Source organism: Burkholderia sp. NFPP32 (assembly GCF_900119325.1).
Lineage (GTDB): Bacteria > Pseudomonadota > Gammaproteobacteria > Burkholderiales > Burkholderiaceae > Burkholderia > Burkholderia pyrrocinia_C.
On sequence record NZ_FPJP01000030.1, the window covers coordinates 66,707 to 82,266 of the forward strand.

Here is a 15,560-nt window from a genome sequence, read left to right on the forward strand (position 1 = left end):
CGATTATACGGGATCGGGGCCGGCTTCCGGGCAAAGCGCCGGCAAAGCGGTCCGGCCATCCGGCCGGCCCGGCCGGGCCACCCGCGCGGCCGATTCGCCTTAAGATGCTCGGCATGCCAATCGGCCTTGCCCGCCAAGGCCAGCGATCAAAGGAGACGATTCGACGATGGGTGCCCTGAGCCATATCCGCGTGCTGGACCTCACCCGCGTGCTCGCGGGCCCATGGTGCGCGCAGACCCTTGCCGATTTCGGCGCGGACGTGATCAAGGTCGAGCGCCCCGGCGCCGGCGACGACACGCGCCACTGGGGGCCGCCGTACCTGAAGGACGCGGACGGCGCGGATACCGCCGAGGCCGCGTACTACCTCGCGGCGAACCGCAACAAGCGCTCGGTGACGATCGACATCGCGACGCCCGAAGGCCAGCAGATCGTGCGCGAACTCGCCGCGCAAAGCGACGTCGTGCTCGAGAACTACAAGGTCGGCCAGTTGAAGAAATACGGGCTCGATTACGAATCGCTGCGCGCGGTGAAGCCCGATCTCGTCTACTGCTCGGTCACCGGCTTCGGCCAGACGGGCCCGTACGCGCACCGCGCGGGCTACGACTTCATCGTGCAGGGAATCGGCGGCTTCATGAGCATCACCGGCGAGCGCGACGGCGAGCCGGGCGGCGGCCCGCAGAAGGCCGGCGTCGCGATCGCCGATCTCGCGACCGGCCTCTACTCGACGATCGCCGTGCTCGCCGCGCTCGCGCACCGCGACCGCACGGGCGAAGGCCAGTACATCGACATGGCGCTGCTCGACGTGCAGGTCGCGCTGCTCGCGAACATGAACACCAACTTCCTCGCGAGCGGCAAGCCGCCGATGCGCTGGGGCAACGCGCATCCGAACATCGTGCCGTACCAGACGTTCCAGACGAGCGACGGGTGGATCATCGTCGCGGTCGGCAACGACGGGCAGTTCCGCAAGTTCGTCGAGGCCGGCGGCCGGCCCGAACTGGCCGACGACGAGCGCTTCGCGACGAACCCGTCGCGCGTGCGCCACCGCGACTCGCTGGTGCCGATCCTCGCGGAGATGGTGAAGGCGCGCGGCAAGGCCGACTGGATCGGCGTGCTCGAAGCGGCCGGCGTGCCGTGCGGGCCGATCAACGATCTGGAGGAAGTGTTCGACAACGAGCAGGTCGTCGCCCGCGGGATGCAGGTGTCGCTGCCGCACCCGTGCGGCGCGGACGTGCAGCTCGTGCGCAACCCGATCCGGATGAGCGCGACGCCGCCCGACGCGCGCACGGCCCCGCCGCTGCTCGGCGCGCAGACCGACGACGTGCTGCGCGACATGCTCGGCTACGACGACGAACGGATCGCGGCGTTGAAGGCGAAGCAGGCGATCTGACGATCGACGCTTCAACGGCTCGCGCGGCGACGGCTACCCGACCTGCGTCTACCGCGCGAGCGCGTCCAGCCAGCCGCGCGCGGCCGGCCAGTCGCCGAGCCCGCTGTCCGCGTTGATGTGGCCGCGCGGGCCGATGTCGCGGAATTCACTGCCCCACGCATGTGCGCAGCCGCGCGCGAACGCGAGCGAGCCGTACGGATCGTCGCTGCTCGCGACCACGCAGGTCGGAAACGGCAGCCGCTCGTGCGGCACGGGCCCGAAGCCGTGCGCGTCGGCGGGAAACGCCGGCCCGGCGGGATCGGGCAGCGCGACGAGCAGCGCGCCGCGCACTTTCGCGAGCGCGGCCGGACGCGCATAACGCGTCGCCCACCACGCGGCGGTCAGCGTGCCGAGGCTGTGACCTGCGATCAGCACGGGAGCGTGCGCGGCGTCGACCGCGCGATCGAGCGCGAGACACCAGCCGTTGCGGAACGCGCGGTCCCAGTCGGGCATCGAGACGCGCGAGAAGCGCGCATCGGCGCGCTCCCAGCGGCTTTGCCAGTGAAGCGGGCCCGAATTGGCGTAGCCCGGCAGGACGAAAACGAGGGGGGCGCTCATGAAAGGATTCGTCGACGAATGGTGTCGTAATGTGATGTCGACGAAGTGTCGCACACCCTCCTCTCCCTGATGCTGCCTGTCAAAAAACCGGAAGGATGTGCAGCGGATCGTGACGCGCTCGAATCGGCGTCACGCCCGGCCTGCGCTCAGGCGCGCCGGCTTCGATCAGCGCACGCCGGCGCCGACCAGGCCGCCTGCCGCCGCGCCGGCAACCGTGCCGACCGGGCCGCCCGTGATCAGGTAACCGAGCGCGCCGCCCGCAGCCGCGCCGATACCGGCATTGCGTTGCGTATGCGTCATCGCGCATGCGCCGAGTTGCGACAGCGCTGCGACGATCACCGCGGTACGAACGAGAAAAGTGGTCTTCTTCATCATGATTATTGGCTTCCTCCCGCCACGCAATTACGCGAATGGCGGCATTGAATCGGTGAAGCCATCATAGGAAAACCCGAACGGCGCGAGCAATCCGATTTACGTCGTGTTACAGCGGACACACTATCGAGATATTGCGGCACGCATCGCGAACGCAACGGCCCTCACCCGCAAGCCGCGCGGGACGGACCCCGGTCAGGTAGAATTACAGGATTAAACCGGCGCGACGCGCCGACACAACCTGACGCCAACCGCATGAGCACCGAACGCAACGACGCCCCCGCGGCTTCCAACTTCATTCGTAACATCATCGACGACGACAACCGCACCGGCAAATGGGGCGGCCGCGTCGAAACGCGCTTCCCGCCCGAGCCGAACGGCTATCTGCACATCGGCCACGCGAAGAGCATCTGCCTGAACTTCAGCGTCGCGCGCGACTACGGCGGCGTGTGCCACCTGCGCTTCGACGACACGAACCCGGAAAAGGAAAGCGTCGAGTACGTCGATTCGATCGTCGACGCGGTGCGCTGGCTCGGTTTCGACTGGCGCAAGGACGCGGTCGACCACCAGTATTTCGCAAGCGACTACTACGACAAGCTATATGAGTTCGCCGAGCTGCTGATCAAGCGCGGCAAGGCATATGTCGACAGCCAGAGCGCCGACGAAATGCGCGCGAACCGCGGCTCGCTGACGGAAGGCGGCAAGCCGTCGCCGTTCCGCGACCGCACGCCCGACGAGAACCTCGACCTGTTCCGCCGCATGAAGGCCGGCGAGTTCAAGGAAGGCGAGCACGTGCTGCGCGCGAAGATCGACATGGCTTCGCCGAACATGAACATGCGCGACCCGGTGATCTACCGGATCCGCTACGCGCACCACTACCGCACCGGCGATGCATGGTGCGTGTATCCGATGTACGACTACACGCACTGCATCTCGGATGCGCTCGAAGGCATCACGCATTCGCTGTGCACGCTCGAATTCGAGGATCACCGCCCGCTGTACGACTGGGTGCTGAACGAACTCGCGGAAGCCGGCGTGTTCACGCGCCCGCTGCCGCAGCAGATCGAATTCTCGCGGCTGAACCTCACGTACGCGATCACCAGCAAGCGCAAGCTGCTGCAGCTCGTCACCGAAGGCCACGTCGACGGCTGGGACGACCCGCGGATGCCGACGATCGTCGGCGTGCGCCGCCGCGGCTTCACGCCGGAGAGCATCCACCTGTTCTGCGAGCGGATCGGCGTGACGAAGATCGACTCGTGGATCGACATGAGCATCTTCGAAGGCGCGCTGCGCGACGACCTCGACGACAAGGCCGCGCGCACGGTCGCGGTGCTCGATCCGCTGAAGCTCGTGATCGACAACTATCCGGAAGGCCAGGAAGAAGCGTGCACGGCGCCCGTGCATCCGCATCACCCGGAGCGCGGCGTGCGCACGTTCCCGATCTCGCGCGAGCTGTGGATCGAGCGCGAGGATTTCGTCGAGAACCCGCCGAAGGGCTATTTCCGCCTGTTCCCGGGCAACAAGGTGCGCCTGCGCTACGGCTACGTGATCGAGTGCACGGGCTTCGACAAGGACGCCGACGGCAACGTGACGGCCGTGCACTGCAACTACTTCCCGGACAGCAAGTCGGGCACCGACGGCGCGAACACGTACAAGGTCAAGGGCAACATCCACTGGGTCAGCGCGAAGCATGCGCAGCCGGCCGAAGTTCGGATCTACGACCGCCTGTTCAAGGAGCCGCATCCGGACGCGGGCGGCGCGAACTTCCTCGAAGCGCTGAATCCCGATTCGAAGAAGATCGTGCAGGCGTACGTCGAGCCGGGCAACGGCGACATCGCGCCGGAAACGCGCCTGCAGTTCGAGCGGCACGGCTACTTCGTTGCCGACCGTGTCGATTCGAAGCCGGGCAAGCCCGTGTTCAACCGGATCGTCGGGCTGCGCGACAGCTGGGGCAAGCCGGCCTGACGGCCTGCTCCGCGCGCGGCGCGCGGCCTCGGGCCGACGTCGCGCGACCATGAAAAAACCGGCTCGAGGGGCGATGCCCGGTCTTTTCCAGAAGCGGGGCCGGTACGGGCCACCGCCACCTGTTCGGTTCACATCTGTTGATGCGAGCGCGGAACCGAATTGATCATGAACTCGCCCATCTGATAACGCATCGCGATTTGCCGGATGCCTTGTAGGTCGTCCGGCTTTTGCGGACCGATCACCATATAGTGATCGCCGGTCCCGCCTTTCATTTCGACATACTCGTGCCAACTCTTCTCGTTGGTCGAGTCGATCTTGACCTTGGTGTCCTTGTTGTCGGGAAAGATCAGAACCTTTCCCTGCGCGTTGATCTGATTGATCATCTCGACGGCAGCCTGCTCGGTCATGTCCTCCGGGTAACCATTGCGATTCTGCATCACATGGACGAGGAAATCGCGCTGTCCATCCGTCTCGACCATCTTGCGCAACACGTTGTTTCCGACGTCGAAGCGAAGCACCTCCTGAAGGTTCTCCTTGGCGCCCGGCTTGTTCCAGACCGAAGCAATTTGGTTTTGTGCGGCGGTCTCGTGCCCGGTCGTCAGATAGAATCCTTTGCCGAATTCTCCCTCTCCACTGTCCACATTGACCTGTGCGTGATCGAAGTGGCGAAGCGCACTCGGCCGGGTGACGTGTGCGAGGGAGGTCGTGGTCGCCGGGTCCAGTTCGGTCGGAACCGCATGCGCCGTGGGTGTTCCAAGGTCCCAATTCTTCGGGAACCCATTGTTGGAGGGGTCCATTTCACCGGGGAAAACGCGAAACTGGCTCTTGGTCTCGCCGAAAAATTCCACACCCGGCCGAGAGTCGTTCACTTGCCTGAGGTGGTCGACAAGTTCTTTCGGAGAGCTATATTGTTTGAGGTCACCCGTTTTCTCGAGGAATCTGAGCGCCTCCTGGAGCCTCGGAGGGAGTTCTTCCGGCAGCTTCCTTTGTTTTCCTGCCGCTACGTCGCCCGCCGACGTGCCGACTTTCGACGCGTTGGCTGCATACCATTCCGCCCAGTCCTTGGCGCCTCCTCCCGTCGGCGCCGGTGAAAAGCCGGTTTCCGGCGCGGGTGCCGATGCCGATGACGCGCGTGCGGAGGGCAAGGGGGCCCTGTTCGTTACCAGTGTCGCCGTACTCGAATGAGGCGTCAAAACCTGGAGCTGTGGTGACGATCCGCCTCCCGATACGCTCCCGCCGGGACGCGAATTGTCGGGGCGCGGGGCGATAACCTGGGATGTTTCCAACTGCCGCATGCTCGGTGACAAACGGTTAATTCCCGACGGGCTGCTCATGGCCAATTCTCCATTTTGAGACGTGTGAAAGCCAGGCTCATTGCGATCGTCCTGGCGAGTGCCCGACTATCGCCCAGCGTCTCCGGCGCGCTTGCGCCACCCGCGAATCCGCGCACTGAAATCCGAAGCGCGATGGCAACCCGGCGCGTCATGCGACGCGATTGCAAAAAAAACGCCACCCGTTCTATCGGGTGGCGCTGCTGATAAAAAATGCCGTTCAGTTCTTAACTGAACGGCATTAGGCTCGAGGGCCGGTTTTTTTATTGCATGCAACGAAGCCAAGAGACGCGGCGACGGAAGCCACCGCGTTCCTTCACGCGCCCGACAGCCGCCGATGCAGTTCCGCGAGCGACAGCTTTGTGCGAAACAGCCGCGCGAGGCTGCGGCTCGCATACGCGTCGATATCGCCCGGCGCGGTCCAGCGGTACGCATCCATCTCGGGAATCATCGAGCCGTCGCGACGGCTCGGGAACAGCGACGTGCACGTGCACAGCGCGGGATCGATCTCGCCGTCCGCCACCTGCACCGCGAACAGGTGCAGGTCCTTGTCGTGCCGGTACGCGAAGCGGCCGAGATCGAGCAGCCGGGCCGGCGCGAACTCGATGCCGGTTTCCTCGAGCAGCTCTCGCAGCGCCGCGTCGGCCGGCGTCTCGCCGGGCTCGCCCTGCCCCTTCGGGATGTCCCAGTGCGTGGTGTCCGTCGCGTGCGCGAGGAACACGCGGCCGCCCGCATCGAGGATCACGACGCCGCACGACACCGCGCGCGGCGCGTCGCTCCGCTTCATCACCCGCGTGCTCAGCGCTTCTGCAACTGCCACTTGCCCGCGGCCGTCTTGCAGTAGACGGGTTTGAGCGTCATCGTCTGGCCCTTCGCGGTGATGTCGGTGGTGATTTCGCGGCAAGTCTTGCCGTCCGTCTCGGTCGTGGTCGGCGTGAGCTTCGCCTCGATCTGCGTACGGCTGCCGCTGTTCTGCCACGTCGTCGTCTCGCCGTCCTTGCCTTCGTCGCGCACCTTCGCGGCGGCCTTCGACAGCGATGCTGTGTCGGCCTTGCTGAAATAGCTGAGCGGCGTGTCGTTCAGGAAGTTCAGGTTGTTCTGCGCGTGGGCGGGCAGCATCGCGGCAACGCACGCGGCGCCGGCCAGCACACGCGTGACGACGGAAAGGGATGCACGCATCGACATGTTGTTCTCCTTGGATGTTCGATCGAACGGCGCGGTGCATGCCGGTGAACCGGCACGCGCCACGCCCGTCAGCGAGCGAGCATAGCATGCGTGCCGCGTGCGACGCTTTCGGGCCTGTTCCCGCTAATAACGGGCCCTAGCGGGCCGCCTGCGTCGACCCGGGTTGATATCCGTCAGTCAGCGTGCCCAGGAACGCGATCACGTCCTTGATCTCGGCCGCGTTCAGCGCCGGCTGCTCGCCGCGCTTGCGGTCGAACGGCGGTTCGCGGTTGATGTTCGGCCAGTAGCGCTTCGGCAGGTCGTCGTAGATCTGCACCTTGCCGTGCACGACCGGATAGAACTTCTCCGGATGAATGTCGCGCTCGACGTAGAAGCGCATCACGTCCTCGAGCGAGTGATACACGCCGTTGTGGAAGAACGTCTTGCGCAGCGCGACGTTGCGCAGCGACGGCGTGCGGAACAGCCCGCAGAATTCGTCGCGGCCCTTCAGGTCGGTGCGCTCGGGGCCGCACGCGCCGAGATCGTGGAAGCTCGGGTCGCGGTTCACAGGCAGCGCGCGGTTGCGCGGCACCGCGATCGCGATCAGCCCGAAATCGCTGAACTGCGGCGGGCCGCCTTCGAGCGTGCGCTGGCTGATGTGGCAGCTCGCGCAATTGCCCTTCTTCTCGTCGTTGAACAGTTGCAGACCGTGCAACTCGGCGGGCGTGAGCTGCGCGCGGCCGGCCAGGTACGCGTCGTACTTGCTCGTGTACGGATCGAACAGCGCAGGCTGCTGCTGGAACGCATCGAGCGCACGCAACACCGCGTCGAAGGCGGCCTGATCGTCGCCGAGCACCCGCTCGCCGAATGCCTTGCGGAACGCGTCCGCATACGGCGCCGCGCGCACCGCCTGCGCGACCCGCGCCGGCGAGCTGCTCATCTCGAACGGCGACAGCAGCGGAATGCGCGCCTGCGCGTCGCGCGTGTCGACGCGGCCGTCCCAGGTCAGCCCGCCGGTCGGGCCCGCGTCGATGCTTTCGTCGCCCTCGTCGGGCGAATCGTGGAAATGCTCGCTGAACGGCGGGATGCCGCGCAAGTACTTCAGCGACGGCGCCGCACGGAACCCGATGCGATGCATGTCGTCGCCGCCGAGCTGCACCGACAGCGCGTTCGGCGGCCCGAACGCATGTTCGGCGCTGTGGCACGACGCGCACGCGAGCTTGCCGGAGCCCGACAGCGACGGATCGGAGAACAGTTGCTTTCCGAGCGCCGTCATCTGCTTCACGCCCTCGAACACCTGCGCACGCGTCTGCGGCTGGCTGGCCGGTGCGACCGCGGGCGCGGCCTGGGCGGCCGGCACGATGGCCGCCGCCGGCGAATTCGTGCCGGGCCGCGCATCGCAACCGGCGAGCGCCGCGAGCCCGGCAGCCAGCGCCAGGGCCGCCGCGGCATGGATCAACGATCGCGCGGACGCAAAGGATTTCGGGGTGGTGGGCATCGTCGTTCTATGGGTAGCGGTGGGCAATCGGCCGGAGCTTATGTCAGTTCCGTGTCCGTCGCGTGACGTTCCGCCGACAGTCAATTGAAAGCGCCCCTACACCCGCCTGTCAAACGGGTTCCAGATAATGCGCGCAGCCGGTCGGCGCCCGGCGCCTGCTGCGCCGGCCCCAAGCCACCCCGGTTCCCACACGCGACCAACGACGAAAGAGAGAACATCGCATGAAGAAGCACGCCTGGATTCGCCATACGCCGATCGCCCTCGCGGCCGCGCTCAGCCTGACCGCCTGCGGCGGCGACGACGTCACCCAACAGGGCCTGTCGGCCGTCAAGAACGTTGTCGTGATCTATGCGGAAAACCGCAGCTTCGACAACCTGTACGGTAACTTCCCGGGCGCGAACGGCCTGCAGAACGCAACGGCCGCGAACTCGGTGCAGAAGGATCGCGACGGCTCGACGATGGCGACGCTGCCGAAGGTCGGGGGCGGCCTGACCGCGACCGGCATCACGCCGGCGCTCACCGAGGCGATGACGGCGAACCTGCCGAACGCACCATTCGCGATCGACGATCCGAACGGCTTCAACCAGCCGATGAGCATCGCGACGCGCGACATCGTGCACCGCTTCTACCAGGACCAGATGCAGATCAACGGCGGCAAGAACGACATGTACGCCGCGTGGACCGATGCCGGCGGCCTGACGATGGGCCATTACACGCCGGACCCGTCGAAGCTCCCGCTGTGGAAGATCGCGCAGCAGTACGTGCTCGCCGACAATTTCTTCATGGGCGCGTTCGGCGGCTCGTTCCTGAACCACCAGTACCTGATCTGCGCGTGCGCGCCGTTCTACGCGAACGCGAACACGAGCCCCGCGGCCGGCAAGATCGCGGTCCTGAACGCGGACGGCAAGTCGCTGAAGGTCGCCGCGAATTCGCCCGCCTCCGCGCTGAGCGGCCCGCCGAAGTTCGTCAACGACGGCGCGATCACGCCCGACTTCTTCGCGGTCAACACGATGCAGCCGCCGTATCAGCCGAGCGGCAACAAGGCGGCCACGGGCGGCGACCCGCTGCTCGCCGACCCGGCCAACGCGTCGACGATGCCGCCGCAGACGGCCACCAACATCGGCGACCTGCTGACCAGCGCGAACGTGTCGTGGGCATGGTATAGCGGCGCGTGGGGCCAGGCGCTGCAGGCGAGCCAGAACGGCACGTCGAACGTGATCTACGGCGCCGACCTGTCGACGCCGAACTTCCAGCCGCACCACCAGCCGTTCAACTACTTCGCGAACCAGGCGCCGGGCACCGCGAACCGCGCGCAGCACCTGCTCGACGGCGGCGCGAACGGCGCCGAGTTCATCAAGGCGATCGACGCGGGCACGCTGCCGGCGGTGACGTTCTACAAGCCGCAGGGCAACCTGAACGAGCACCCGGGCTACACGGACGTCACCTCCGGCGACCAGCACATCGCCGACGTGATCGCGCACCTGCAGGCGAGCCCGCAGTGGAAGAACATGGTCGTGGTCGTCACGTACGACGAAAACGGCGGCTTCTGGGATCACGCCGCGCCGCCGACCGCCGACCGCTGGGGTCCGGGCACGCGCATTCCGGCGCTGATCGTGTCGCCGTATGCGAAGAAGGGCTTCGTCGACCACACGCAGTACGACACGGGCTCGATCCTGCGCTTCATCACGCGCCGCTACTCGCTGCCGCGCCTCGCGGGCCTGCAACAGCGCGACGACGCGCTGAAGGCCAACGGCGCGCAGCCGATGGGCGACCTGACGAACGCGCTCACGCTGTCGCCGAACCTGTAACGGCATCGCGACGAACGGGCCGGCGGCGCTGCCGGTCCGGACGAACGAAGGGCGGCCTCGTGGCCGCCCTTCGTTCATGAGTGCGTGTCGTTGTCGCGCCCCTTCGTCACCAGCCGTACTTCAACTCGACGCCGACATAGTCGGCGTTGTGCCCGCCCGCCTGCCGGATCGCGTCGCCGACCTGGAAATGCACGGCTTCGACCGCGCCGATCAGGTTCGCGGCGATCGTCCAGTCCGCCCGCAGCTGCACGTACATCCCCGTCCACAACCCGCCCTTGCCGGCCGTGCCCGGCACCACGGCGTTGCCCTGCTGGTAGACGGCGTCGCCGGTCGTCTCGCGCCACTGGAAACCGAGCGCGCCGAGCAGCGCCAGGTTCGGCGACGGCTTCAGCGTCACCGACGGCTTCACGTGGATCAGGTTCGAGTAGCCGGTAAAGCCCGCGAGCGTGAAGTAATAGCCGTTCGGAAACAGCGGATTGAAGGTGCCGATGCGGCCGTCGTGCGGATGCCGGTCGCCCGACGCCGCGTCGACCTGCAGCGCGACGCGCGGCGACCATGGCGCATCGAGCCGGTAGCCTGCGATCGAGCCGAGCGCCCACGCGCGGATCGAGCTACTGCCGACCGTCCCCGTCTGCAGCATCGTTTCGAGATCCCAGTCGAAGCGCCCCTGCGTGCCCGTGTAGCGCACGTCCCACACGTCGCGGCGCTCGGCGCCGCTCGCGTCGAGAAAGCGCGCGTTACTGCGGTTGTAGCGCGACCAGTAACCCGACAGGTCGCCGGGCCCGACCGACTGCCGCTCGAAGCGCACGCCGCTGAACGTGAGGTTGCGGTTCGACACGTCGTCGAACGCGGACACGGTGCGGTTCTGCACGGGCTGCGTCGCATACGCGATAAAGCGCCACTTTTGATATTCGTAGTCGGCCCACACCGCATCGAACGCCTGCCGCACGTTCGGGCCATCGCGCGCGGCGATGAAACGCTGCAAGTCGAACGCCATCTCCTGCCGGCCGACGCGGAACTTGAACGTGCCGCCGCCGAGCGCACCCGTGTAGGTCGCGAATGCCTGTTCGAGATCGAGCGGGTTCCTGTCGACCGGCGAGATCGTGTTCTTGCCGAACGCACGGTCGTCCTGCAACTGCACGAAGAACTGCCAGTGTTGGCCGAGATGCGCATCGGCATGCACTTCGACGCGCTGGATCAGGTACGTGTCCGATTGCGCGGAGCCGATCCCGAACAGCGGCGCGTCGTTGGTCTCGAGGCGCTCGCGCAGGTTCACGCCGAGCGAAAGATAGGACGACGGATCGTTGCCGAGCGGGATGTATTTCAACCCGTCGAGCGGCGCGCGCGGCACGCATGGATTCGCGAGCACCGACCAGTCTTCCTGCCAGCGGTTGAACAGCACGGTCGGCCGCTTGGCCGTGCACGTCGATGCGGGCGCGCTGTCCGCCGCCGGTGCAGTCGCCGTGTCCGCGAACGCCGCATCGGCACCCGCAAGCAGCAGCCCCGCGACAACCGATGCGCGGGCAACCCGGTCGAAGCGTCTGCCTCGGGTCGTCGCGGCACGCTGTCCGCTTGTCGCGGCCATCCGTTCGCGACCGCCTGCCTCGGTCCGGCCTGCTCGCCCGCCGCGGTCGCGACGCGCCCCTCCACGCTGCACGATCATGCATGCTCCTGCGTGCCGGTACGGGCGGACACCCCCGTCCATGCGGCCAGCACCGCGAGCGTGCCGGCGGGCACAAGCAGCGCCCAGAACCCGATATGGCGAAAACCCAGCGCGCCGCATACCGCGCCGAGCGCGAACGCGACGATCGCCGGCAGCATCTTCGCGAAGCGCGCGCGTGCCGTCGCGCGCACGCTGTCGGCCGTGCCGGCGGACAGCAGGTCGACGACATCGAGGATCGCCTGCGTGACGTTGCCGGTCATCACCGTGTTCGGCACGCCGGCGCGCGCGATCACGCGCGGATGCGCGTTCTGCACGCCCATCGCGAACGTGCCGACGAAACCGGCCACCAGCACCGGCAGGCTGTCGGATTGCGTCACGGGCGTCGCCCAAACGCCGGCCGCGCAGAAGCCGAGCAGCAGTACCGCCTGCACCGTATGCAGTGCTCGCGCGCCCTGCCATGCGGGTCGCGCGGAAAGCGCGCGCGCAATCAGGCTGCTCGCGACGACGCCGCACACGAACGCGGGAAACACGCTGAGCTTCAGCAGGACGCCCTGCCCGAACCCCGCGACGCCCGCGCCGATCAGCACGAAGTTGCCCGTCACGTGCGCGGTGAACAGTCCGAACAGCGCGACGAAGCTCAGCGTATCGACGAAGCCGGCCACCGCGGAAAGGATCGTGTCCTCGTGCTTCATCGCGCCGCGCTCGCGTGGATCTCGGCGACGTAGCCGCCGGGGAACTGCACGAGCGCCGCATCGCGCCCGTCCGCCGTATACGACGGCACGAGCACGTTCACGCCCGCGGCCTGCGCCTGCTTCAGCGTCGCGGCCAGATCCGGCACTTCGTAGCCGGTCATCTCGTGCCCGTACGGGTAAGGCAGTTGGCCGTCCGTCACGAGCACGGTCATCTTGCCGAAGCCCGACGTGATGCGAATGCGGCGATAGGTGTCGTTCGGCCGGCCGATCTCGATGCCGGGCGCCTTGAGGTTGTCGGACACCACCTTGCCGTTCGAGAACTTGACGAAATCGTGGACGAACTTGCGCACGCTCTGCGGCGACACATACACGCGGTTCTCGGGGATCGTCTGCAGCGCCGCGTAGTTCGGCGCCTGCGTGTGCCAGTACAGCTGCATCTTCACGCCGCCCGTCCACGCGATCACCGCATCGCGGCCGATCGGATCGGGGAACGTGTCGACGATCACTTCCGCGCCATGCTCGCGCGCCACCTTCATCGCCGCGTCCATGTCGGTGACGAGATAGCCCGTGCGCTCCGCGCCGAACGGCCAGGGCACGGGCGTCTTGAAGCCGAATACGGAGATCGTGCCCGCCGGCGTGAAAACGAGTTGCGACATCGTCTGGCTCGGGGTCGGCGTGACCTGGAACACGCCCTGCTTCGACTTGCTGCCGCCGAACGTCGCGACGAAGCTGTCGGTGAAGCGATCGAAATCCTCGGGGGCGACGTATACGTGTGTCGTGTCGTATTGCGGCCCGACGGCAAGCGTCGGCGTGGCCGCCGGCGGCACGGGCGGCTTCGCGTACGACGCCGGCGCCGCGACGAGGCCGGCGGCGATCGCAAGCGCGAGCAAGGCGGAACGAATCGTTTTCATCACAGGATTTCCTTGTTGTTTCATCGTCATCGAGTGGTACGGCCGTCGCCGGCCGTGTGCTGCGCATCGGCGAGCAGCGTCGCGAGCACGAGTGCGGCGATCAGCCCGAGATGCTCGAAAAAGCTGTTGAGCGCCATGAAATGATCGGCGCCCGTGCGATTCCAGAAATCGTTCGCCACCAGCATCGCGACGAGCGTCAGCATGCCGAGGCTGCCGGCGCCGAGCCACGTGAAGCGGTTCAACACCACGCACAGCGAGCCGGCGATCTCGACCGCGATCGCGAGCGCCGCCCAGAGCGCGGCCGGATGCAGGCCGAAATGCGCCTGCTCGGCGACCGCGCCGTCGAAATCCAGCGCCTTCGCGACGCCGCCGATCAGGTAGGCGGACACCAGCGCGAGGCGCACGAGCGGCAGGACCCACGGCTGCGCCAGCAGCGCGCGGACCCACGCCGGGTTGCCGAAGCCGCCGGATTTGATCGGGGCCGCCATGTCAGACCGCCCAGCACGAACAACCGAACGCGCCCCAGAAGCCCTTCGCGTCCGACGTCGGCAATGCACTGCCCCACGCGCTCGCATGGGCATGGGCATGCGCGTGCACGTTGCACGCGCTCGCGCAGCCGCACATCGCGGCGGCCGCCGCACGCTGCAACGGTGCGCCGTTGCGCTGCGTCGCGCCCCAGCCGCCGTAGCCGCCGTACTCGCGCACGGGCGACCAGTCCGGCATCGCGGGCGGAATCGGCGCGTCGTGCGACGCGAACGGCCCCGCGCCCCATACGATCTTTCCGCCGACCACCGTCAGCAACGCTGTCGTGTCGACGATATCATCCTCCGCACATGTGAAGAAATCGCGATCCGGGACCATCAGGTCGGCAAGCTGCCCGACCGCGATGCGCCCTTTCTTCCCCTCTTCGTTCGAGAACCAGGTCACGTATTCGGTCCACATCCGCAGCGCGGTCTCGCGATCGAGCAGGTTGCGTTGCGGATACATCCGCAAGCCGCCGACCGTCTTGCCCGTCACGAGCCACGCGAGCGACACCCACGGGTTGTACGACGCGACGCGCGTCGCGTCGGTGCCGGCCGACACCTTGATGCCCTTCGAGAGCATCTTCGCGACGGGCGGCGTCGCTTCGGCCGCCTGCGCGCCATAACGCTCGACGAAGTATTCGCCCTGGTACGCCATGCGGTGCTGCACCGCGATGCCGCCGCCCAGCGCCGCGATACGATCCATCGATTTTTCGGTAATGGTTTCCGCGTGATCGAAGAACCAGTTCAGGCCTTCGAGTGGGATGTCCTTGTTGACCTTCTCGAACACGTCGAGCGCGCGGTCGATCGTTTCGTCGTAGGTCGCATGCATGCGCCATGGCCAGCGGTTCTGCGCGAGCACGCGCACGACGCCTTCGAGATCGTCCTCCATCTGCGCCGGCAGGTCCGGCCGCGCGACGCGGAAATCCTCGAAGTCGGCCGCCGAGAACACCAGCATCTCGCCCGCGCCGTTGTTGCGGAAATAGTCGGTGCCGTCGTGATACTTGACGCTCTTGGTCCAGTTCACGAAGTCTTCCTTCTCGGCGTTCGGCTTCTGCGTGAACAGGTTGTACGCGATCCGGATCGTCATCTCGCCCGCGTCGTGCAGCTTGCGGATCACTTCGTAATCGTCGGGATAATTCTGCGAACCGCCGCCCGCATCGATCACGCCCGTCACGCCGAGACGGTTCAGTTCGCGCATGAAGTGGCGCGTCGAGTTGTACTGGTATTCGAACGGCAGCTTCGGCCCCTTCGCGAGCGTCGCGTAGAGGATCGTCGCGTTCGGGTTCGCGAGCAGCAGCCCGGTCGGGTTGCCCGCGGCGTCGCGCAGGATCGTGCCGCCCGGCGGCTCGGGCGTGTCCTTCGTGTAGCCGACCACGCGCAGCGCGGCCGCGTTCAGCAGCGCGCGATCGTACAGGTGCAGGATGAACACCGGCGTATCGGGCGCGGCGGCGTTGAGCTCCTCGATCGTCGGCAGGCGCTTCTCGGCGAACTGGTGCTCGGTGAAGCCGCCGACCACGCGCACCCATTGCGGCGCGGGCGTGATCGCGACCTGCCGCCTGAGCATGTCCATCGCGACCGCGAGCGACGGCACACCGTCCCAGCGCAGTTCCATGTTGTAGTTCAGGCCGCCACGAATCACGTGCGTATG

14 protein-coding genes are annotated in these 15,560 nt (G+C 67.0%); 3 read left to right on the forward strand and 11 right to left on the reverse strand.

Annotation, left to right across the window (positions count from 1 at the left end):
- The first annotated feature begins 166 nt into the window (after window positions 1-166).
- Complete coding sequence (locus BT264_RS33330; RefSeq protein ID WP_072444394.1) at window positions 167-1,387, forward strand: CaiB/BaiF CoA transferase family protein; 1,221 nt, start codon at window positions 167-169, stop codon at window positions 1,385-1,387.
- A 48-nt stretch (window positions 1,388-1,435) separates the two neighbouring features.
- Here the strand turns inward: BT264_RS33330 and BT264_RS33335 are convergent, their stop codons facing one another.
- Together BT264_RS33335 and BT264_RS33340 are read right to left on the reverse strand one after the other, a co-directional pair.
- Entirely contained in the window at window positions 1,436-1,984 is a 549-nt protein-coding gene (locus BT264_RS33335) for an RBBP9/YdeN family alpha/beta hydrolase (RefSeq protein ID WP_072444396.1), read from the reverse strand.
- A 165-nt stretch (window positions 1,985-2,149) separates the two neighbouring features.
- A complete protein-coding gene (locus BT264_RS33340; RefSeq protein WP_006497729.1) occupies window positions 2,150-2,359 on the reverse strand; it encodes an ornithine acetyltransferase in 210 nt (69 codons plus the stop codon).
- Between the two features lie 252 nt (window positions 2,360-2,611).
- On the opposite strand from BT264_RS33340, the gene BT264_RS33345 reads away from it, so the two are divergent.
- Window positions 2,612-4,321 carry a glutamine--tRNA ligase/YqeY domain fusion protein gene (locus BT264_RS33345; RefSeq protein WP_072444399.1) on the forward strand — a complete coding sequence of 570 codons (1,710 nt, stop codon included), beginning with the start codon at window positions 2,612-2,614 and terminating at the stop codon, window positions 4,319-4,321.
- 128 nt (window positions 4,322-4,449) lie between these two features.
- Here the strand turns inward: BT264_RS33345 and BT264_RS38740 are convergent, their stop codons facing one another.
- The 4 genes from BT264_RS38740 to BT264_RS33365 all read right to left on the reverse strand — a co-directional run bounded on the left by BT264_RS38740 (window position 4,450) and on the right by BT264_RS33365 (window position 8,314).
- Complete coding sequence (locus tag BT264_RS38740) at window positions 4,450-5,655, reverse strand: hypothetical protein (RefSeq protein ID WP_143155797.1); 1,206 nt, start codon at window positions 5,653-5,655, stop codon at window positions 4,450-4,452.
- 313 nt (window positions 5,656-5,968) lie between these two features.
- A complete protein-coding gene (locus BT264_RS33355) occupies window positions 5,969-6,439 on the reverse strand; it encodes an NUDIX hydrolase (RefSeq protein WP_072444403.1) in 471 nt (156 codons plus the stop codon).
- Window positions 6,440-6,450: 11 nt separating this feature from the next.
- A complete protein-coding gene (locus BT264_RS33360; protein WP_072444405.1) occupies window positions 6,451-6,837 on the reverse strand; it encodes an RT0821/Lpp0805 family surface protein in 387 nt (128 codons plus the stop codon).
- Window positions 6,838-6,973: 136 nt separating this feature from the next.
- On the reverse strand, window positions 6,974-8,314 hold the full coding sequence (locus BT264_RS33365) for a cytochrome-c peroxidase (RefSeq protein WP_072444407.1): 1,341 nt from the start codon (window positions 8,312-8,314) through the stop codon (window positions 6,974-6,976).
- A gap of 221 nt (window positions 8,315-8,535) precedes the next feature.
- On the opposite strand from BT264_RS33365, the gene BT264_RS33370 reads away from it, so the two are divergent.
- Complete coding sequence (locus BT264_RS33370; RefSeq protein WP_072444409.1) at window positions 8,536-10,122, forward strand: acid phosphatase; 1,587 nt, start codon at window positions 8,536-8,538, stop codon at window positions 10,120-10,122.
- A gap of 106 nt (window positions 10,123-10,228) precedes the next feature.
- On the opposite strand, the gene BT264_RS33375 is transcribed toward BT264_RS33370, so the two are convergent.
- From BT264_RS33375 to BT264_RS33395, 5 genes are all read right to left on the reverse strand, one after another.
- Complete coding sequence (locus tag BT264_RS33375; protein ID WP_072444411.1) at window positions 10,229-11,707, reverse strand: alginate export family protein; 1,479 nt, start codon at window positions 11,705-11,707, stop codon at window positions 10,229-10,231.
- A gap of 74 nt (window positions 11,708-11,781) precedes the next feature.
- A complete protein-coding gene (locus tag BT264_RS33380; RefSeq protein ID WP_072444413.1) occupies window positions 11,782-12,477 on the reverse strand; it encodes a YoaK family protein in 696 nt (231 codons plus the stop codon).
- A complete protein-coding gene (locus tag BT264_RS33385) occupies window positions 12,474-13,388 on the reverse strand; it encodes a VOC family protein (protein WP_072444415.1) in 915 nt (304 codons plus the stop codon). Before BT264_RS33385 ends, BT264_RS33380 begins: the two co-directional genes overlap by 4 nt.
- A gap of 26 nt (window positions 13,389-13,414) precedes the next feature.
- On the reverse strand, window positions 13,415-13,876 hold the full coding sequence (locus BT264_RS33390) for a DoxX family protein (protein ID WP_072444417.1): 462 nt from the start codon (window positions 13,874-13,876) through the stop codon (window positions 13,415-13,417).
- 1 nt (window position 13,877) lies between these two features.
- On the reverse strand, window positions 13,878-15,560 hold a 1,683-nt coding region (locus BT264_RS33395), incomplete at its 5' end, for an amidohydrolase (RefSeq protein WP_072467060.1).

What these genes read in the sequence shown, in the direction of transcription:
- BT264_RS33340 (WP_006497729.1), bottom strand. Translation starts at nt 2,359, where the DNA reads ATGATGAAGAAGACCACTTTTCTCGTTCGTACCGCGGTGATCGTCGCA.
- BT264_RS33385 (WP_072444415.1), bottom strand. Translation starts at nt 13,388, where the DNA reads ATGAAAACGATTCGTTCCGCCTTGCTCGCGCTTGCGATCGCCGCCGGC.
- BT264_RS38740 (WP_143155797.1), bottom strand. Translation starts at nt 5,655, where the DNA reads ATGAGCAGCCCGTCGGGAATTAACCGTTTGTCACCGAGCATGCGGCAG.
- BT264_RS33370 (WP_072444409.1), top strand. Translation starts at nt 8,536, where the DNA reads ATGAAGAAGCACGCCTGGATTCGCCATACGCCGATCGCCCTCGCGGCC.
- BT264_RS33380 (WP_072444413.1), bottom strand. Translation starts at nt 12,477, where the DNA reads ATGAAGCACGAGGACACGATCCTTTCCGCGGTGGCCGGCTTCGTCGAT.
- BT264_RS33355 (WP_072444403.1), bottom strand. Translation starts at nt 6,439, where the DNA reads ATGAAGCGGAGCGACGCGCCGCGCGCGGTGTCGTGCGGCGTCGTGATC.
- BT264_RS33360 (WP_072444405.1), bottom strand. Translation starts at nt 6,837, where the DNA reads ATGTCGATGCGTGCATCCCTTTCCGTCGTCACGCGTGTGCTGGCCGGC.
- BT264_RS33390 (WP_072444417.1), bottom strand. Translation starts at nt 13,876, where the DNA reads ATGGCGGCCCCGATCAAATCCGGCGGCTTCGGCAACCCGGCGTGGGTC.
- BT264_RS33330 (WP_072444394.1), top strand. Translation starts at nt 167, where the DNA reads ATGGGTGCCCTGAGCCATATCCGCGTGCTGGACCTCACCCGCGTGCTC.
- BT264_RS33375 (WP_072444411.1), bottom strand. Translation starts at nt 11,707, where the DNA reads ATGGCCGCGACAAGCGGACAGCGTGCCGCGACGACCCGAGGCAGACGC.
- BT264_RS33345 (WP_072444399.1), top strand. Translation starts at nt 2,612, where the DNA reads ATGAGCACCGAACGCAACGACGCCCCCGCGGCTTCCAACTTCATTCGT.
- BT264_RS33365 (WP_072444407.1), bottom strand. Translation starts at nt 8,314, where the DNA reads ATGCCCACCACCCCGAAATCCTTTGCGTCCGCGCGATCGTTGATCCAT.
- BT264_RS33335 (WP_072444396.1), bottom strand. Translation starts at nt 1,984, where the DNA reads ATGAGCGCCCCCCTCGTTTTCGTCCTGCCGGGCTACGCCAATTCGGGC.